This is a genomic window from Candidatus Defluviilinea proxima (assembly GCA_016721115.1).
Lineage (GTDB): Bacteria > Chloroflexota > Anaerolineae > Anaerolineales > Villigracilaceae > Defluviilinea > Defluviilinea proxima.
Window position 1 is genome coordinate 2,563,556 of record JADKIW010000001.1, and the last position, 18,886, is coordinate 2,582,441.

Genomic DNA, 18,886 nt, shown 5'->3' on the forward strand with positions numbered 1-18,886 from the left:
CAAATTCGTCTTGTACTGAGTTTTTACATACCTTTTTATTTATTATTACATTGGAGCTTTATGAACACTAGGAAAAACATCGTTCTAACGGCAATTCTTCTCTTTATGTTGGTTTTCTCTCAGTTCAACACAACGCAGTCTGTATATGCTGCGTGTAGCGGTGTGGTTTATGTAAGTGCCAACTCAAGTATCGCTAACCCCGATGGTTGTAGTTGGGGGACTGCGTTTTCAAAACTACAAGATGCTTTAGCGATTTCAGTAGCCGGTGACGAAATTTGGGTTGCGGCGGGAACATATTACCCTGATGAGGGTACTGGTCAATCTAATGATAATCGCAATAGTACCTTTCTACTTAAGAACGGCGTTGCTGTATACGGTGGTTTTACTGGGACTGAAACTACAAGAAGCCAACGTAACTCTTCTGTCAATGTGACCGTTTTGAGTGGTGATATTGGTGCAGTTGGTGTGATGTCAGATAATACCTATCAAGTTGTAAATGTTGTTGGAAACCTTTCTGATACCTATATTTTGGATGGTTTCACCATTAAGTCTGGCAATTCAAATGGCAGTTCTGGTCATGGTGGTGGTATTTATATTCAAAATGCAAGCCCTGCTTTTAGTAACTTGATAATTACCAATAACCTGGCTAGTGCAAATGGTGCTGGTGTTTATGTAACTTCTTTGGGTAGTGTTCGCTCATCGTATAGCAGTCCATCGTTTTCAAATGTAGTGATTAGCAACAATTCGGCCGCACGAGGCGGTGGCCTGTACACACAAAACAGCAATCCTGCGCTCAATAATGTTTCATTCATAGGGAATACTGCTACAAGTGGGGCGGGCGGCGGTATGAATAACCAAGTGTTGAATGGAGCAACAGATGAATATAGCATTCCACTTTTGAGCAACGTTACTTTTAGTGGGAACGTTGCAAAAGGGGGAGCGGGTCTTTTCAATAATCGTAGCCATCCGGTCTTAACAAATGTTACTTTTAGTGGAAATACCGCCTCTGTTCGTGGTGGGGCAATTCTCAACGAAGGTGCAAGCCCGATTTTGCAAAACATTACCATCACCGGCAACTCGGCTCCAGCCGGTGCGGGAGGTTCGATCCGTAATGTGCAGAGTTCGTCGGGTTTTGTGAGCAACCCTCAGATTTACAGCAGTATCTTATGGAACAATGGTCCTGATGAAATTACAACAGATGGAACTGGAACCATAACTGTTGTGGATAGCATTGTGCAAGGTGGATATGCTGGTGTCAATGTAATGACATCTGACCCATTACTGGTTCCGCTTGCCAACAACAATGGTTTTACACAAACCCATGCTTTGATGGCTGGTAGCCCTGCTATTGATGCTGGTGGCGTCAACGCTGCCTGTTCGTCCACAGATCAGCGCGGCATTGTGCGCCCACAGGGAAATGCCTGTGATGTTGGTGCATATGAGTATGAAGGTGTTTCAGGCCCAATAGCCACTTTTACACCAACTTTGGTGCCTACAGCTACATTTACGACTACAGTGACACCTGTAGTAACAAATACTCCGGTAACTCCCGTAAGTTCACCGACGCAGACATCAGAAATCCCTACTGCCACTGATACTCCTGTGGTGGCGCCAACATCTACCGCGACCTTTACCTCAACTCCTGTAGTAACGTCAACTTTTACGACAACATCTACGTCAGTTCCTATAGTGACAAGTACACCGCCTGGCACACCAACTGTTTATCGCGTTGCAACAACTGGGTCTAGCAGTCCTTCCTGCGGTACCAATTGGGCAACTCCGTGCGATTTGCAGTATGCATTGAATACTCTTGCCGGTCCGAATAGCGAGTTGTGGGTCAAACAAGGTGTATATCTACCCGGTAGTGATCGTTCGTCAACATTTCAATTGAAAAATGGCGTTGCTGTTTACGGTGGCTTTACAGGCTTGGAAACCTTGCGCGTTCAACGCAATGCAGACCCGTCAACGAACAATACTGTTTTGAGCGGTGATATTGGGACATCTGGCGTTATTGCTGATAATGTTTACTCTGTTGTGACGGTTTCTGGGATTCTTTCGCACACATTTGTTTTAGATGGCTTTACTATTACTGGGGGAAACTCGAACGGAGGTGCTGGACATGGTGGCGGCATCTTTATCCAAGATAGCAGTCCATCTCTTACGAATCTGATCGTGGCGAATAACTCAGCTAGTGCGAATGGCGGCGGCATATACGTATTGTCGCTGGCCAGCCAACGTGTAAACTATAGTAGTCCTAACTTGACGAATGTGATAATCCGTAATAACACGTCAGCACGTGGCGGTGGACTCTATACTCAAAACGGAAGTCCGGTCCTGACCAATGTCACCATTAGCGGAAATATTGCTACAGGTGGAGCCGGAGGTGGTATCAATAATCAGGTTTTGAATGAAACTGTTGATGAATACAGTATTCCCATTCTCAATAATGTTACCTTCAGCGGAAATACTGCTAACGGTGGTGGTGGACTGTTTAACAACAATAGTAATCCCTTGTTAACTAACGTTACCTTTAGTGGGAACGTTGCCAATATCCGTGGTGGAGCAATGTTGAATGAAGGTGGTAGTCCTATTCTAAGAAATGTCACGATCACGGGTAACATAGCTCCTGTAGGCATGGGCGGATCTTTCCGCAATATTGTGAATGCAACCGGTAAGCCCAGTTCCCCTGTACTTTATAACAGCATTATTTGGGGTAATGGGACTGAGGAAATTACTGGTGATGGTACAGGCAATATTTCCATTATGGATAGTGTTGTAATGGGAGGTTGCCCTGTTGGGGGAACATGTATACATGTAATAGACACAAATCCGTTGCTTGCTTCCTTGGCGAATAATGGCGGTTTTACCCAAACACATATGATTACCGTCGGTAGTCCTGCGATTGATGCAGGTGGAGTAAATAGTGCCTGCGCAACGACCGATCAACGCGGTGTGGTACGTCCACAGGGGAGCGCATGTGATATTGGGTCATATGAATATAATGAGATTCTTCCCTCCACATCGACGCCTGTGCCAACATATACGTCGACATCTACAAGCACACCTTTGCCGACTGATACGCCTGCACCGACAGCCACTTTTACCTCCACAGCGACCAAAACATTTACACCTACCGTCACCTTTACAGCTACAATAACCAAGACATTCACTCCCACATCTACATCAACCAAAACACTCACGCCAACCAAAACGTTCACGCCTACATCTACACCGACCAAAACCCTCACGCCGACTAAAACATTTACGCCGACACGTACGCCCACCGCAACCTTCACCCCAACGCGGACGCCTACGAATACTTCTACGCCGGTACCCGTTGATGTACTGCGCATTAGTTCATCATCGAATGGAACGGCTGGAAGCGTAGCCTTTAATGATGAAGATGTCCTTTCTTACAATACATCTACAAGGACCTGGTCCATGTACTTTGATGGCTCGGATGTGGGTGTTACAGGTAATGTTGATGCCTTCTACATTCGGCCCGATGGTTCTCTCCTCTTCAGCCTCAATGCAGATGGCACGGTTGGGAGCTTAGGCACTGTGGATAATTCAGATATTATTCGCTTTGTGCCCACCTCTCTCGGCGCGAATACCAGTGGCACTTTATCTATGTATTTTGATGGTTCAGATGTGGGCTTATCTACTACTGGCGAAGATGTTGATGCGCTCGGATTCACCTCTGACGGAAAGTTGATTGTCAGCACAACTGACACTTTCAGCGTAACTGGTGTTTCTGGTGAAGATGAGGACCTGATCGCGTTTACGCCAACAACCCTCGGCTCCAATACTGCCGGTACATGGGCACTATATTTCGACGGCTCAGACGTAGGGCTTGATGCAACTTCCGAGGATATTAATGCTATCTGGGTCGATTCGGGAACGGGCCGCATCTATTTGAGTACCTTGGGTAACTTTTCGGTCACCGGTGTAAATGGTACAGGTTCAGATATTTTTATCTGCGCGCCTGGTTCACTTGGTAATACCACAACTTGTACCTATTCATCCTATTGGCTCGGAGCGTCAAACGGATTTAATAACCAGATTGTGGACTCTCTGGTTATCACCCGATAAAACGCATCTGGACCAGGGTTGGCCTGATCCTTGCATATAAACCTGTTGTGTATCTGACGACTTTCCCGTCCGGTTGTTGTAAAATATACCTGCCGGACGGGATCTTTTAGTTTTATCTTGAAAAAAACATCCAATGAATTTTGACTTTCACCTGAAGTTTTTCTCCATTGACCGTAGAATATCCATCAGTATGAAGTGGATTCAGTATGGGGTCATGCTTGCGGCCGCCTTGATCAGTGTTGTTGCCGTATATTGGGGAAATACAAAAGTTTTTCTGGTTGTGATTGGCGCTGTGGGAGGGATCGGCGTATTTTCAGCATTATTACGTTACCCAAACCTTGGGTTTATATTCCTTTTCCTTGGGGGGATGTTTGTACCTTTTGCAGGGCCAGGGGGGTTTAATGCATCCATCTTAACCTTGATCCTGATGGTCTTTTTATGGATGTTGGATATGTTCGTGGTGAAGCGTAAATTTAGCTTCGTACAGTCTCGCCCCATTCGGCCTGCGGTGTATATGCTTCTCGTATCGATTCTTGCATTTGCAATGGGACAAATCCCCTGGTTTGCTTTTGCAAATCAGGCTCCGATTAATGCGCAGGCTGGCGGGTTTGCCATATACTTTTTCCTTGTTACTGCCATGATCATGACTGCCAATATCTTACAAGATATCAAGTGGCTCAAAGCTATTGTATGGATCTTTATCGGACTTGGAACAGTGTATGTTATAGGTCGAACACTCAATCTGTCGATTATTGATCGCATATATGCACATGGCGTGTATGCGAATAGCATGTTCTGGATGTGGTTGATTGTTCTTCCGTTAAGTCAGGCCATATACAATAATCATCTAAAAACTCGCCCACGAGTTCTTTTGTATGTAGTTGTGTTATTGGCTTTTTATATTGCCTTTGTTCAACAAAACGACTGGAAATCGGGGTGGGTACCTGCGACAGTTGCTGCTGGCGTCTTGGTTGGTATAAAGTTTAGGAAATTCATACCATTTACGATACCGTTTGTATTTGCAATAGTAGTTTATCTTGCGCAGGATCTTATATCTACAGATCAATACAGCTGGGGGACTCGTGTAGACGCATGGTTGGTTGTGTTGGGAATTAGTAGTTACAGCCCGATCATTGGGCTTGGTTTTGCAAATTACTATTGGTATGCAAAGGTTTTTAATATACGCGGCTATGCTATAAAATTCAATTCGCACAGCCAATTCGTTGATATTGTTGCGCAGACGGGTATATTAGGTTTGATATGCTTTATGTGGATTCTTATTGAACTTGGACAATTGGCATGGAAGTTGACACAGCAATTGCCAGAAGGATTCGAAAAAGCATATGCCTATGGGATCTTTGCAAGTGTATTCGGGTCTCTCATGGCTGCATTTTTGGTAGATTGGTTGCTGCCCTTTGCGTATAACATCGGTTTAGATGGTGTGAGAGCCAGCGTGTTGCCTTGGATATTCTTTGGCGGCTTGATCGCGATAGAGAAGTTTCATAATGCTCGGCAAAAAGAGAATTCAGTTAGTTTGCGGGATCGTAAATTAAGCGTTGTAAGATAAAATCCAATTTGGAGAGATATTATGGACGAATTGATCGGTTTGATCCCTGCAGCAGGGAAAGGTGTTCGTTTGGGATTGCCCTATCCAAAAGAACTGTATCCTGTCATTCGGAATAATCACTATAAACCTATCTCACAATTTGTAGTAGATAATCTGACGAACGCTGGCTTGAAACATATCGTATTTGTTGTCAACGAAACCAAACACCAATTGATGGGATATTTTGGAAGCGGTCAGCGTTTTGGGTGCGACATTAGCTATGTGGTTCAGGAGGTTGTGGAAGGGAAGACAAAGTCCACTTCACCTGGATTGGCACATGCACTGGATTCTGCGTATCACTTGATCAAAGGTAAAACGGTTTTCTTTGGCATGGCTGATACATTGATGAAGCCCGGCGATATTTTCAAGCGGATCTATGAAGCCGCATTGCCAGATGACGACGTGCTATTTGGAATGTTCACTACGGAACGCCCTGAAAAATTTGGCATGGTGAAAATGAATAGTGACGGTCGTGTAGTGGAGATCGTTGACAAGCCGAAGCAAACCGATTTGACCGAGATGTGGGGATGTATTGTCTGGCGGCCGAAGTTCACTGAATATATGCATAAATGTGTCTTTGAAGAAGGCATTTCTGATTTCGCCAAGATCATGAATGATGCGATTGCACTGGGCATGAAGTTCAAGGGTGTTCACATGAAAGATGGCACCTATATTGACCTTGGCACTTACGAAGAGATTGCAGATTTAGACCGAAAATATCGAGGTGAGGAATAGATGTCTGAAACAGCAAACAAGCCAAAGGTCCAAAAAAGAGGCGATGGACAGGTTGTAGATATGTCCATCGTGTTGGTGTGTTGGAATAACAAAGCATATCTCGATCCTTGTTTGAAGTCCCTGTATGAAGGCGGGCTGAAGAGTTCATTCGATGTGGTCGTGGTCGATAACGGCTCAACGGATGGAAGTCAGCAGATGCTTGCAGAGAAATACCCGGATGTGATGTTGATCCAAAATGCTGGGAATGTGGGGCTGGGTAAGGCGAGCAATCAGGGAATTGAGGCGACGAACGGGCGTCATGTGTTGTTGTTGAATAACGACACGCTCGTGAATGGCCCTGCACTGGATGTGTTGGTTGAATATTTGGACGCTCACCCTGAAGCAGGGGCGACGGCAGGGAAATTGTTGAACCCTGATGGTTCGTTTCAATCTGGCTTCGCGCCGTTCTCGACGCTACTTGAAGAATTTTTCATTGTGACGCATATTGGCGAGTTGTTGTGGCCGGGATACCCCTCTCACGGTGACTCAAATGAGATCAAGGCAACTGGATGGATGAGCTCGGCGTGTCTTTTAGTGCGCCGCGCGGCTCTCGATAAGATCGGCCTTCTCGATGAAAGCTATTTTATTTATGGGGATGAGGCTGACTTGCAATATCGCTTGAATAAGGCGGGTTGGAAAGTTGTCTTTTTGCCTAATTCTTCCATTATCCATTTCGGTGGGCGTAGCATGGACCGCTGGAAGCGGCGCAAGATGGTCTATCGCGGCAAGATGATGTTTTATAAAAAGAATTATGGCTTCTTTAGCACATTGTTGTTGCGTTTGATATTTTTTGTAATGAGCTTGTTAAAGTTACTGGTCTGGTGTTTGGGATTTTTTATTCCCAGCCGCAATGAACAGGCCAGGAAGGAATTGCGTTCGAATTTAGATGTGATGGGTTTGTGCCTTAATTTGAAGTAATCTCGGTTGACTTGTATTCTCGCCACAGAAATCTTGGTTATTGTCCAGCGATCTCTGTGGCGAAATTTGTTGTGATGAGAGAACAGAATGGCAAAAATACTTTTCCTAACGCAGATTGTTCCATTCCCGCCTGATGCGGGGCCAAAAGTTAAAACATATCATGTGATACGTGCTCTGGTTGGGCAGGGACATTCTGTAACCCTTGTGTCCTTTGTTCGTCCAGAAGAAGTGCGGCATATTTCTGCTTTACAGGAAATATGTGAAGCGGTTCATGCCGTGCCGATCCGTAGATCTCGAATTGCAGATGCCGCTTATATGGCGAGGAGTTATCTGACGGGTCGTCCCTTTTTGATCGAACGCGATGATCTGCGCCCCATGCAGGATACGGTCAATCGCCTGGTGCAGGAGAATGATTTTCAATTCATCCATGCAGACCAGTTGACAATGGTGCAGTTCGCGATCAGAGGGGCTTCTGCATTTCCAGATAAAAAGCCGAAGGTCATCTTCGATGCGCACAATGCGGTGTGGACCATTGTGGAGCGGATGAAGGAGAATGCACGTTTTTTCCTGAAGCCCGTCCTTGCTGTTGAAGCGAAGCGCGTCAAACAGTATGAAGGTGAATTGTTGCGGACAGTCGATCATGTTTTAGCAGTGACTGATATCGATAAGAAGCTTCTTGAAGAAGCATTGCACTTTTCAAAGCCAGGTAAAGCTGACCGCGTTTCGCCCATGACGGTTGTCCCGATCGCGGTGGATACACAAAAACTCCAGCCGGTAAACCGTAAAGTCGGTTCGAAAAACATCGTAACACTGGGGACGTTGCATTACCCGCCTAATGCAGACGGTATCCGTTGGTTTTTCAATGAAGTGTTTCCGCTGGTACAAAAGCGTGTGCCCGGCGCGACCCTAACCATCATAGGCAAGAACCCGCCGCAGGATTTTATCGAGTTGGCCGAACAAAACCCAGGCGTTGTCAAAGTGACAGGGTATGTGGATGATCTTGTCCCTTATCTGGAAGAGAGCGCTTTGATGGTGGTACCCGTCCGTGCGGGTGGTGGGATGCGGGTGCGTATTCTTGAGGCATTTGCATATGCCATGCCTGTTGTGACAACAACTGTCGGTTTGGAAGGGATTTATGGAACTCCTGACCACGATGTAATTGTTGCGGATGCCCCGCTGGATTTTGCCGAGCGAACAAGCGAACTCTTGGAGAATGTTTCACTGCAAGAAAAGCTTTCGACCAATGGGCGAGAACTCGCAACAACGAAGTATGACTGGCAAGCTGTGTTATCTGCAATGAAACCAATTTACGAGTAGAGAGAACACAACGAATATGAAAAGATCGTTTCTGAGTCAAATTAAAGAACAACCCTTGATGCCGATCATTTTTGTGTCGGTATTATTGAGAGTTGTGGTTGCGTTCTCTATGGGGAACCAAGTGGTTGAACTGCCCGGTATCTTCGATCAGGTTTCGTATCACAATCTGGCTCTCCGTGTATTGGGTGGACATGGCTTTACATTCGGTGAAATGTGGTGGCCCATTACACGTGCCGGCGAGCCCACGGCGCATTGGTCCTTCCCCTATACGTTGTATCTTGTTGCCGTCTACGCGTTGGCTGGTGCGCATCCTCTGGTCGCGAGAATTTTGCAGGCGATCATTGTGGGTATTTTGCACCCATACATTACATATCATATTGGCGAAAAGGTCTTTGATAAGAAAGTTGGCCTCGTCGCCGCTACAGTCGTTTCATTGTATATCTACTATATCTACTACGGCGCGGCATTAATGACCGAGCCGTTTTATATTACAGCCATTTTGTTTAGTTTATTCTTTGCGATGCAACTGGTAGATAACACTGACAAGAAACTAGACGTCAAATTCGGGCTTGCACTTGGATTGTCTCTTGGATTAACTGTTACATTACGACAAGTCTTTTTGCTTTTTCTTCCATTTCTCTTTCTATGGATTTGGATCGCCCGCTTCAAACGGACCCGAAACCTGCCTCTCGTTTCGACAGTTTTATCTGTCGCTTTGATGCTTGTCTTTATCCTGCCGATCACACTCTACAACTATTCCCGCTTTCACAAGGTGGTTTTGCTCAACACCAATTCGGGGTATGCCTTCTTCTGGGGGAACAATCCCATTTATGGTACTAAGTTCATCCCGATCCTCTCCACCCCTGAGTATCAGGCAATGATCCCAGAAGAAGTCCGCCATTTGGATGAAGCGGCTTTAGATAGTGAACTGCTTGGGCGCGGAATCCAGTTCGTGGTCCAGGACCCGAAGCGATATGCCTTGTTGTCATTGAGTCGCATCTCACCCTATTTTATGTTCTGGTACTCGTCCGATTCCAGCATGTTGAGCAATATTTCCCGCATTGGAAGTTTTGGCATCATGTTGCCGTTCATCCTGTATGGATTGTTCCTTGGCATCAAACGAAGTGGAAACTTTTGGGATCTACTCCTTTCCCCGCAGGGACTCTTGATGCTCTTTGCTTTAGTCTATTCTGGTGCCCACATCCTCACGTGGACATTGATCCGCTATCGCCTGCCTGTGGATGCGGTTCTGATCCCATTTGCTGGGCTTGCGTTATATGACGTTGCCCAGCGTCTTTCTGTGAAGTTTCCTGTTATTCAACGACTCATCAAGGTAGGAGAGTAAGATGACAATCAATCGTATGATCGTGATCGTCTTGGATGGTGTTGGGGCAGGGGAGGCTCCCGATGCTGCGGCCTATGGCGATGTTGGCAGCAACTCGCTCGGTAATGTCGCACGTGCTATAGGCGGGCTCAACACTCCGAACATGTATGAACTCGGTTTGGGTAACATCACGGATATTCAAGGCGTACCGAGAAATTCGAATGCGAAAGGTGCATTTGGCAGGTTCCAACCACGATCGGCGGGCAAGGATACTGTTATTGGACATTGGGAAATGATGGGTGTTCACTTGGCTGTGGCCTTCCCAACATACCCCAATGGTTTTCCGCCTGCAGTGCTCGACCCGTTCACAAAAGCGATTGGGCGGGATGTGCTTGGCAACAAACCTTCATCAGGCACAGAGATCCTTGTTGAACTGGGTATGGAGCACATGCGGACTGGCAAACCCATCGTGTACACATCTGCCGACAGTGTCTTTCAAATCGCGGCACATGAGGAAGTAATTCCTTTGGATGAATTGTACAAGATGTGCGAGATCGCTCGAAATATCCTGCAAGGGGAACATGGTGCTGGGCGTGTGATCGCACGTCCGTTTGTGGGTGACTCACCCGAGAACTTCAAACGCACTCACCACCGCAAGGATTATCCGCGTAACCCTGCCTATCCCACAATGATGCAGAAACTTGTAGACGCAGGTAAGGATGTCTACTCTGTTGGCAAGATCGATGATATTTTCAACCATCAAGGCATCACTAAAAAGAATCACGTGCTGACCAACGTCGAGAGTCTGGATGTCACACTCAAGCTATTGGAAGATGATTTCGAAGGCCTGATGTTTGTCAATTTGATCGAGTTCGACATGATCTACGGTCATCGCAATGACCCGCGCGGTTATGCCAACGCTCTCGAGCAGTTTGACAGTTATATTCCCGAAATCCAGAAACGCTTAAAGCCTGGTGACCTGGTCATTGTCACTGGCGATCACGGTGTAGATCCCACAACACCTGGTACTGATCATTCACGTGAATATGTGCCTTTGCTCGCGTTCGGCCCAAATATCAAACACGGCGTGGACCTCGGTGACCGTGGCAGTCTCGGTGACATCGCAGGGACTTTAGCCGAGATGTTCTCTCTTGTGCCACAGCCGATCGGCAAAAGTTTCTTGAAGGAAATTATCTAATTATGAATTTCGTATCTGTTGTTGGCGCACGCCCTGAATTTATTCAAGCCACCCCGGTGAGTCGTGCTTTGCGCAAAACTCATCAAGAGATCCTTGTTCATACTGGGCAACACTACGACTATAAAATGTCGCAGACCTTCTTTGATGAACTGGGCATTCCGTCTCCAGATTACAACCTCGAAGTTGGCTCTGGCTCTCACGCTGTTCAGACTGCCGAAATGTTGATCCGCTTCGAAGAATTGCTTCTCAAAGAGAAACCTGATTGTGTCATCGTGCGCGGCGATACCAATTCCACTCTCGCGGGCGCATTAGCCGCTTGCAAACTGCACATCCCAACGGTCCATATTGAGGCGGGCGAACGCAGTTTTGACCGTCGCATGCCTGAAGAGATCAATCGTCTCGTCGCCGATAAACTCGCATCCGCATTTTTCTGCGTTAGCCAGACCGCTGTCAAACAGCTTGCGAACGAAGGCATTAAGAAGGATGTCTACTGGGTGGGCGATGTGATGCTGGATGCAAATCTTGCCAATCGGCCTCTCGCTCGACAAAAATCTACGGTTCTTTCTACACATGGGCTTGTTCCGGCTTCCTATGGGCTTGTTACTGTCCATCGTGCCGCCAACACCGACGACCCTCAGCGCTTGGCGAATATCGTAAAAGCCTTGAGCCAAGTGGGTGAGACTGTGGTATTCCCTGTTCATCCACGAACACGCGGCGCATTGGAGAAGCTCGATGTGAAGTTTGGTGATAACGTCCGCTTGATAGAACCAGTGGGCTACTTCGATATGATGGTGCTGGAAGAGAATGCACGTATAATCGCCACGGACTCAGGCGGCGTTCAACGCGAGGCGTATTTTATGCAGAAGCCTTGTATCACTATGCGTGACGAAACTGAATGGACAGAAACTGTTGAAGTGGGATGGAATAAATTGGTCGGTGTGGAAGTAGATACGATCGTGAATGAATGGAAAACCTTCACGCCCCCTGCTGAACAACCTCCGATCTTTGGGGATGGCAAAGCGGGTGAGAAGATCGCAGACATTCTTGGCAAAATGAATTTATCAATCAATTAGTGAAAGTGAACTTGTCATGACTCAAACATCAAAACAAAAAGTTGGAATCATAGGTGGAGGTATTATGGGCATCAGCCTTGGATACTTCCTCGCAAAACAGGGTGTCTCTGTAACCATTTATGAGGCGTCTCCTGTGCTAGGTGGTTTAGCTGGCCCTCTTGTCTTGGAAGATGGTACGGAAGTGGATCGTTTCTACCATGCCATTCTCTCCAGTGATCGCCATTTGCGTGAATTGTGCGAAGAGTTAGGTATCGTAGATCAATTTAGATTCAAGGAAACGAAAACAAGCTTCTATTACAAGAATGCTCTTTATCCGATGAACAATATGATCGATTTCCTGAAGTTCCCTCCGTTAGGTTGGATCGACCGTTTTCGCCTTGGCCTGACAGTCCTTGCCGCACAGTTTACAAGGGATTGGAAAAGCCTCGAGTCAATCAGTGTTCAAGATTGGTTGTTGAAGTGGGGTGGTAAAGTGACATTCCAGAATATCTGGCGTCCGATGTTGAAAGCCAAGTTCGATGCTGGTTTTGATAATGTTCCTGCCACATGGATATGGTCACGCCTTGTTCGTATGAAGTCTACACGTGAAGGCGCAAACCAGAAAGAAATGGCTGGTCATTTGATCGGTGGGTATATCACCTTGATAAAGGCCATGACCGAAAAGATCAAGGAACTTGGCGGGGAAGTGCTTCTCAAGACCCCCGTCAAGGAAATTGTCATTGAGAATGGCAAAGCAACTGGTATTCGGATGACGAATGACGAAGTTGTGAAGTTTGATAAGGTGGTTTGTACCATGCAAACGCCTGTGTTTCAGCGCTTGATCCCTAGTGCCGATAAAAATTATCACGAATATCTTGGAAAGTCAGATTATCTGGGAATTATCGCGCCCTTGCTCGTTTTGAATCGTCCGTTGACTGGTTGTTGGACTGTGAACATCACCGATGATCGCTTTCCGTTCACCGGCGTGATCGAGACCACCGCATTCATTGACCCGAAGTATGTGAATGGCTATCACCTTGTGTATTTACCGAAGTACACTGCTCCAGGCAGTGAATGGCAGAAGAAAACGGATGACGAGATCAAACAGATCTGGCTCGAAAACCTGAAAGCCATGTTCCCTGACTTTGACACAAAGTCGATCAAGTACTTCCTTATCCATCGTGAACGCTATGTTGAGCCGCTTCATGGCCTGAACGAGATAGACCTTGTCCCTGAAGTAAAAACTCCTATTGCAAACCTTTTCCTCGCTACTACATCTCAGATCTACCCTGCGTTGACAAATGGTGAATCAGTCAGTCGTCATGCTCGTGAATCGGCTGAAGTTGTGTTGAAAAATTAGTCTTGTGTTAAAGCGGAGAGACAGATGGAGAATAAAGATTATATTATTGTAGTGTCAGGGTTACCACGCTCAGGAACATCCATGATGATGAAAATGCTTGAGGCTGGCGGACAACCCATTCTGACCGATAACCTGCGTGAACCCGATGCCAATAACCCGAATGGCTATTATGAGTTTGAACGTGTAAAGCAACTCACAGACGGCGACTTTGATTGGATACCTGAAGCAGGCGGAAAGGTTGTCAAGATCGTGACCGGCTTAGTCATGAACCTGCCATCGGATCACAAATATAAAGTCATCTTTATGCAGAGGGCGATGAAGGAAGTCCTTTCCTCTCAAAAGAAGATGCTTGGGCGTTTAGGCCAGCAGGATGACAAGGTCGAGGATGAGAAGATGAAGAAGATCTATCAGGAGCACCTTAAGCAGGTGAACGCCTGGATCGCAAAACAACCAAATATTGAAGTGTTGTACGTGAACTACAATACCATGCTGGGTAATCCGCTTGATTCATTACAAAAAGTCAATGACTTTTTAGGCGGCACGATGGATGTGAATCGCATGGCAGGTGTGGTTAATAAAGAATTGTATCGAGAAAGAAAATAAAATCGTTATTATTTATAGAGACAAGAAAGGAAAAGATCATGAATATATTGTTTGGTATTTTGGGTTTGATCGCGCCGCATCGGCCTGCACAGTATTTGGGGCCAGAGACGTTGATGCCGTTGGCTTCTGTCCTGGCGGCGATTGCAGGGTTCTTTTTGATATTTTGGCGGCTGATCGTAAGATTTGTAAAAACGATTTACCGAAAGCTTCGTGGCTTACCCGATGAAGTTCCGCCCGAAGTGGAAGATGTTGTTGATGAAGAGCAGGACAAATAATCTTATTTCACAATGATGAAAAAAGTCATAGCCATTGGATTAGATGGGTTCGAGCCGAAGATCGCTGAGGCGATGATCGCGCGCGGTGAGCTGCCTAATTTGCAGAAATTGCAAGAGCAGGGCGGATATTCCCGTTTGGGAACTACGCACTCTGCACAAACACCTGTTGCGTGGTCCACATTCTCGACCGGCACAAACCCCGGCGGGCATGGTATCTTCGACTTCCTGTCTCGCGACCCGAAGACGTATTTTCCCATCATGGCGCTTAGCCGTTATGAGCAAAAAAATGCCTTTGTGTTGCCAAAGGTTGTGAACATGCGGCGCGGCACTCCATTCTGGGACCTGTTGTCTGCAAGGGATGTGCAATCCACGATCTTGCGCGTGCCGTGTGCGTATCCGCCGGATCAAGTTAAGGGACGTTTGCTTTCTGGCGTTGGCGTGCCTGATCTGCGCGGAGGGTTTGGTACTCCTTCTTTTTATTCGAGTCGTAAGGATGTTCATGCCGACCAAGCCGAGAAGGTGGTCACTGTCAGCGTGGACAAGGACCGGGTGGTTACGCAAGTCATCGGTCCGCGTGACCCGAAGACAAAGTCTGATCACAAATTTGATATCGGCATCCAAATCGTCAAAGAAGAAAACAAGGTTGTTATCACATCACAGGGACAGCCTGATAAACTGGAAGTGCAACTTGGCAAGTGGAGCAAGTGGCTGAAGGTCAAATTCAAAGTGGGGATGATGCAGACTGTTTCAGGTATCGTGCGATTCAACCTACGCCAGATCGAACCCGATTTTGAATTGTATGCTTCGCCGGTAAACTTTGAGACCGAGGAACCATTATTCCCGATCAGTTCACCGAAGGAGTATGCTCATGAACTGGCGATGAAGATCGGACGTTTTTATACGGCGGGCATGGCCGAAGATCATGATGGTTTGAATTTGAATCGTTTTGATGAGGCCGCGTATCTTGAGCAGTGCCGTGTTGTGATGCGCGAACGCCGCAGGATGATGGAATTTGAATTGGGTAGGCTTGAAAGTGGATATTTCTTCTGCCTGTTCGATACGCCAGACCGCCTTGCCCACATGTTCTGGCGATTCCGCGAACCCGATCATCCATCCAATCGAACGCATGGTTACAACCCTGAGTTCGCAAATGTAATTGAAGAACATTATCGTGAATGCGATGCGATTATTGGCGAAGCGATGAAGTATGTAGATAATGACACTCTCTTCATTGTTCTTAGCGATCACGGTATGAATTCATTCCAGCGTGGATTGAACGTTAACACATGGCTGTATGAAAACGGATACCTTGCATTGAAGTCTGGTGCCCAACCCGGTGATGGTGGTGACTTCTTCGAAAATGTGGATTGGGATAAGACCAAGGCCTATGCCATGGGGTTGGGATGTATCTTCCTCAATATCAAAGGACGCGAAGGTAACGGCATTCTGAGCAATGATGAAGCAGAAGCAACGCGTACAGGGATCGTAAGTGGATTAACTGGTTTGGTGGATCCAGATCGAAGCACTGTGGCAGTTCGAAGCGTAGTCCGACGCGAGCAGGTGTATAGAGGTCCATATTTGGAGGAAGCTCCTGATTTGCTTGTCAATTTCTCCGAAGGATATCGAGTCTCATGGGATACACCGTTGGGTGGTGTGCCTCAAGGCATCTTCAAAGACAACCATAAACGCTGGGGCGGTGACCATGTCATTGATCCCGCACTGTCTTCGGGTGTGCTGTTCATGAATCGAAAATTCCGAACAGAGTCGCCGAGTCTGGTTGATCTTGCGCCAACGATTTTGAATACACTCGGTGTGCCAAAGGGCGCCGAAATGGAAGGGAGCGATCTTTTATCATGAATGTCCTTGTATTGAATTTCCCGGGTGCTGAGCCCAAAACCCTGTTCAGCGACAACCGCCTTGAGAATCTACACCGCTTGATGGATATGGGATGTTTTGGTGAGTTGAGCGGTTCTGGCGAATGGAATGTACTGGCACGTCAGGAAAGCCATACGCTTACATTGACCGAATATTTCCAGCAGGCTGAGAAGCTTTGTGTGGACACGAGTGATCCTGTCACCTTACGTGAAAAACTCTCGGTAGGGGATTGGGATTATCTCCAATTCACCGCCGCCTCTTTCCCCGCCGATAACTGGTCCAGCGACGATTACCTTCGCCTCGACAATGAGTTGGGTGAGGCGCTTCAGGAATTGGACGATGACACGGTGATCACAGTGCTTGGGAAAGGGTGCTTTGTGCTTGTCTCTGCGAGCAACCCGATCAGCGGAGAACACAAGGGTGGTTCATCTTCTGATATTGCTCCTACATTGGTGCAACTCACCGGGTATCCGCTTCCCTCTGCCACAGAGGGGAGATCCTGGGTGGCGGGCATGGAGTTAAATAGCACATCCGGTTTGACGGCCGACGAGCAAGAGATCCTTCGGGATCGTTTGAGTGGTTTGGGATACGTTTAGTTGTTCAGGTCACACATATAGTGTGGCCTGAACTTATTATTATGGGTAAAAGCAATGAAATTCAACAAAAAAATTGCGATTGATATTCTTTATTATTCGATTTGGTTTGGCTTATTGACAGGTCTTGTAGAAGGGGTATTGCTGTTTATCTTTCAACGATTTGAATTGTTGAAAGGACAGATCACCTACCTTGGTTCCTCATGGGAAGTCATGTGGGTTGCTCCGCTCTTTGATCTGTTGTTCTTTTTGATCGCTGGTGCGTTCCTAATTCTTGCTTCTGGATTCCTCCCGCAGGTGTGGGCTAAAAGATTTGCGTTGCTTGTGTTTTCATTCTTGATGGTCTTCCCATGGATATTGTCGTATCTATCCGGCAGAATAGGCCCTGCCTATATCGGCATCCTTGTGGCGGGTGTTGGCTATCAATTGTCGCTTCTCTTATATGAACGTGAGAAGAAATTCCTTCCTTTTGTACAAAGAACTGTAAAAGGGATTGGCGTTTTTACACTTGTTCTTTTTATTATCATTCAAGGCGGCAACTGGATCCGGGAATGGTCCACGGTGCGGAACCTGCCACAAGCAAAAGCATCTGCTCCGAATGTTCTTGTGATCGTCGTGGATACCTTACGTGCAGATCATTTGTCACTTCAAGGATATACACGTACTACCGATCCGAATTTGACGCGCCTGGCAAGCGAAGGTGTCTTGTTCGAGAATGCCTATTCCACCTCCTCATGGACCTTGACATCTCATGCATCACTCTTTACCGGGCGCTGGCCTTATGAACATAAGGCAGATGGTGGAAGAACTCTTGATAATACCTATCCCACCATCGCAGAAGCGCTTTCTGCACGCGGTTACCGCACTGGTGCATTCAATGGAAATTTTGAAACCGTCACGAAAAGATGGGGGTTTGCACGCGGCTTTGCTCATTTTGAAGATTACTATCAGACGGTTCCACAATTAACAGTAAGCTCGGTCTATGGCCGCTTTTTAGAATACTATGTTTTGCATAAAGTTTTGAACATGGAGTTCAAAATAGATCGGCTTTGGGCGCCAACGATCAATCGATCTGCACTCAATTGGATTGGCCAGGATTCTGAGCGTCCGTTTTTTGTATTTATCAATTACTTTGATGTCCATGCACCGTATATCTCTCCTGACCGTGGCATGTTCTCGGATTTGAAAAATCCTGGTGGCTTGGTGAATACGGATTGGACGACAGCCGATATTTACAACCCTAAAACTCCTGAGCAAATTCAGGGTGAGATTGATGCCTATGACGGCGGGATATACTATACTGACCAACAGATTCAGAATTTGTTGGATGAATTAAAAAAGCGTGGTGTGCTCGAGAACACCATTGTGATGGTCACATCGGATCATGGCGAGATGTTTGGCGAACACGGTCTTTGGGAACATCATAATTCTCTCTACAAGCCGGTGATCCATGTTCCGCTGATTATCTGGCAACCCAAATCGATCCCACAAGGAGTTCGAATCCCTGTTGCTGTCTCGAATGCCTCTATCCCTGCCACATTGCTGGATATGCTTGGATATACAGATCAGAAGGAATTTCCCGGCGCTTCATTGGCGGAATTATGGACCGACCCGACTGCAGCGGCTCAATGGCCGGACCCGATCGCTGAAATGGCAGAATCCAGTTGGGTCAACCCGAATCATCTTTCCATCAAAGGTGATATGACGTCTGTCATCTCCACGGATTGGCAATATATCGAGCACGAATTTAATGGCGTTGAGTTGTACAATCTAAACGAAGACCCTGACCAAGAGCATAATCTTGCTGAACAAAACCCAACTGTGTTGGATGAACTTAAGAGTTATTACCTGGATGCCCTTGCTAAAATTGGTTTGACTTGGCCTTACGATAATAAATGA

Annotated in this window: 14 protein-coding genes; all 14 read left to right on the top strand. The window is 46.7% G+C overall.

What is annotated here, in order from left to right:
• Window positions 1-60 precede the first annotated feature (60 nt).
• The 14 genes from IPP66_11930 (at window position 61) to IPP66_11995 (ending at window position 18,886) form a co-directional block, all read left to right on the top strand.
• Window positions 61-4,092 carry a hypothetical protein gene (locus IPP66_11930; protein MBK9925984.1) on the top strand — a complete coding sequence of 1,344 codons (4,032 nt, stop codon included), beginning with the start codon at window positions 61-63 and terminating at the stop codon, window positions 4,090-4,092.
• A gap of 133 nt (window positions 4,093-4,225) precedes the next feature.
• Window positions 4,226-5,659: a hypothetical protein gene (locus IPP66_11935; GenBank protein MBK9925985.1), complete on the top strand. Its 1,434-nt coding sequence runs from the start codon at window positions 4,226-4,228 to the stop codon at window positions 5,657-5,659.
• Window positions 5,660-5,680: 21 nt separating this feature from the next.
• Window positions 5,681-6,433 (top strand): NTP transferase domain-containing protein, encoded by a 753-nt coding sequence (locus IPP66_11940; GenBank protein MBK9925986.1) that lies wholly within the window; start codon window positions 5,681-5,683, stop codon window positions 6,431-6,433.
• Window positions 6,434-7,390, top strand: a complete 957-nt coding sequence (locus IPP66_11945; GenBank protein ID MBK9925987.1) for a glycosyltransferase family 2 protein — start codon at window positions 6,434-6,436, stop codon at window positions 7,388-7,390.
• Window positions 7,391-7,477: 87 nt separating this feature from the next.
• Window positions 7,478-8,707: a glycosyltransferase gene (locus IPP66_11950; GenBank protein ID MBK9925988.1), complete on the top strand. Its 1,230-nt coding sequence runs from the start codon at window positions 7,478-7,480 to the stop codon at window positions 8,705-8,707.
• A 16-nt stretch (window positions 8,708-8,723) separates the two neighbouring features.
• Complete coding sequence (locus IPP66_11955; protein MBK9925989.1) at window positions 8,724-10,052, top strand: glycosyltransferase family 39 protein; 1,329 nt, start codon at window positions 8,724-8,726, stop codon at window positions 10,050-10,052.
• 1 nt (window position 10,053) lies between these two features.
• Window positions 10,054-11,229, top strand: coding sequence for a phosphopentomutase (locus IPP66_11960; protein MBK9925990.1), 1,176 nt, complete (start codon window positions 10,054-10,056; stop codon window positions 11,227-11,229).
• A gap of 2 nt (window positions 11,230-11,231) precedes the next feature.
• Window positions 11,232-12,302 (top strand): UDP-N-acetylglucosamine 2-epimerase (non-hydrolyzing), encoded by a 1,071-nt coding sequence (wecB, locus tag IPP66_11965; GenBank protein ID MBK9925991.1) that lies wholly within the window; start codon window positions 11,232-11,234, stop codon window positions 12,300-12,302.
• 64 nt (window positions 12,303-12,366) lie between these two features.
• On the top strand, window positions 12,367-13,641 hold the full coding sequence (locus tag IPP66_11970; GenBank protein MBK9925992.1) for an NAD(P)/FAD-dependent oxidoreductase: 1,275 nt from the start codon (window positions 12,367-12,369) through the stop codon (window positions 13,639-13,641).
• A 24-nt stretch (window positions 13,642-13,665) separates the two neighbouring features.
• Window positions 13,666-14,244 carry a sulfotransferase domain-containing protein gene (locus tag IPP66_11975; GenBank protein ID MBK9925993.1) on the top strand — a complete coding sequence of 193 codons (579 nt, stop codon included), beginning with the start codon at window positions 13,666-13,668 and terminating at the stop codon, window positions 14,242-14,244.
• 38 nt (window positions 14,245-14,282) lie between these two features.
• Complete coding sequence (locus tag IPP66_11980) at window positions 14,283-14,519, top strand: hypothetical protein (protein ID MBK9925994.1); 237 nt, start codon at window positions 14,283-14,285, stop codon at window positions 14,517-14,519.
• 15 nt (window positions 14,520-14,534) lie between these two features.
• Window positions 14,535-16,376, top strand: a complete 1,842-nt coding sequence (locus IPP66_11985) for an alkaline phosphatase family protein (GenBank protein ID MBK9925995.1) — start codon at window positions 14,535-14,537, stop codon at window positions 16,374-16,376.
• The gene (locus IPP66_11990; protein ID MBK9925996.1) at window positions 16,373-16,990 is read left to right on the top strand and encodes a hypothetical protein; all 618 of its coding nucleotides are present in this window, start codon (window positions 16,373-16,375) and stop codon (window positions 16,988-16,990) included. Before IPP66_11985 ends, IPP66_11990 begins: the two co-directional genes overlap by 4 nt.
• Before the next feature lie 54 nt (window positions 16,991-17,044).
• Window positions 17,045-18,886 carry a sulfatase-like hydrolase/transferase gene (locus tag IPP66_11995; GenBank protein MBK9925997.1) on the top strand — a complete coding sequence of 614 codons (1,842 nt, stop codon included), beginning with the start codon at window positions 17,045-17,047 and terminating at the stop codon, window positions 18,884-18,886.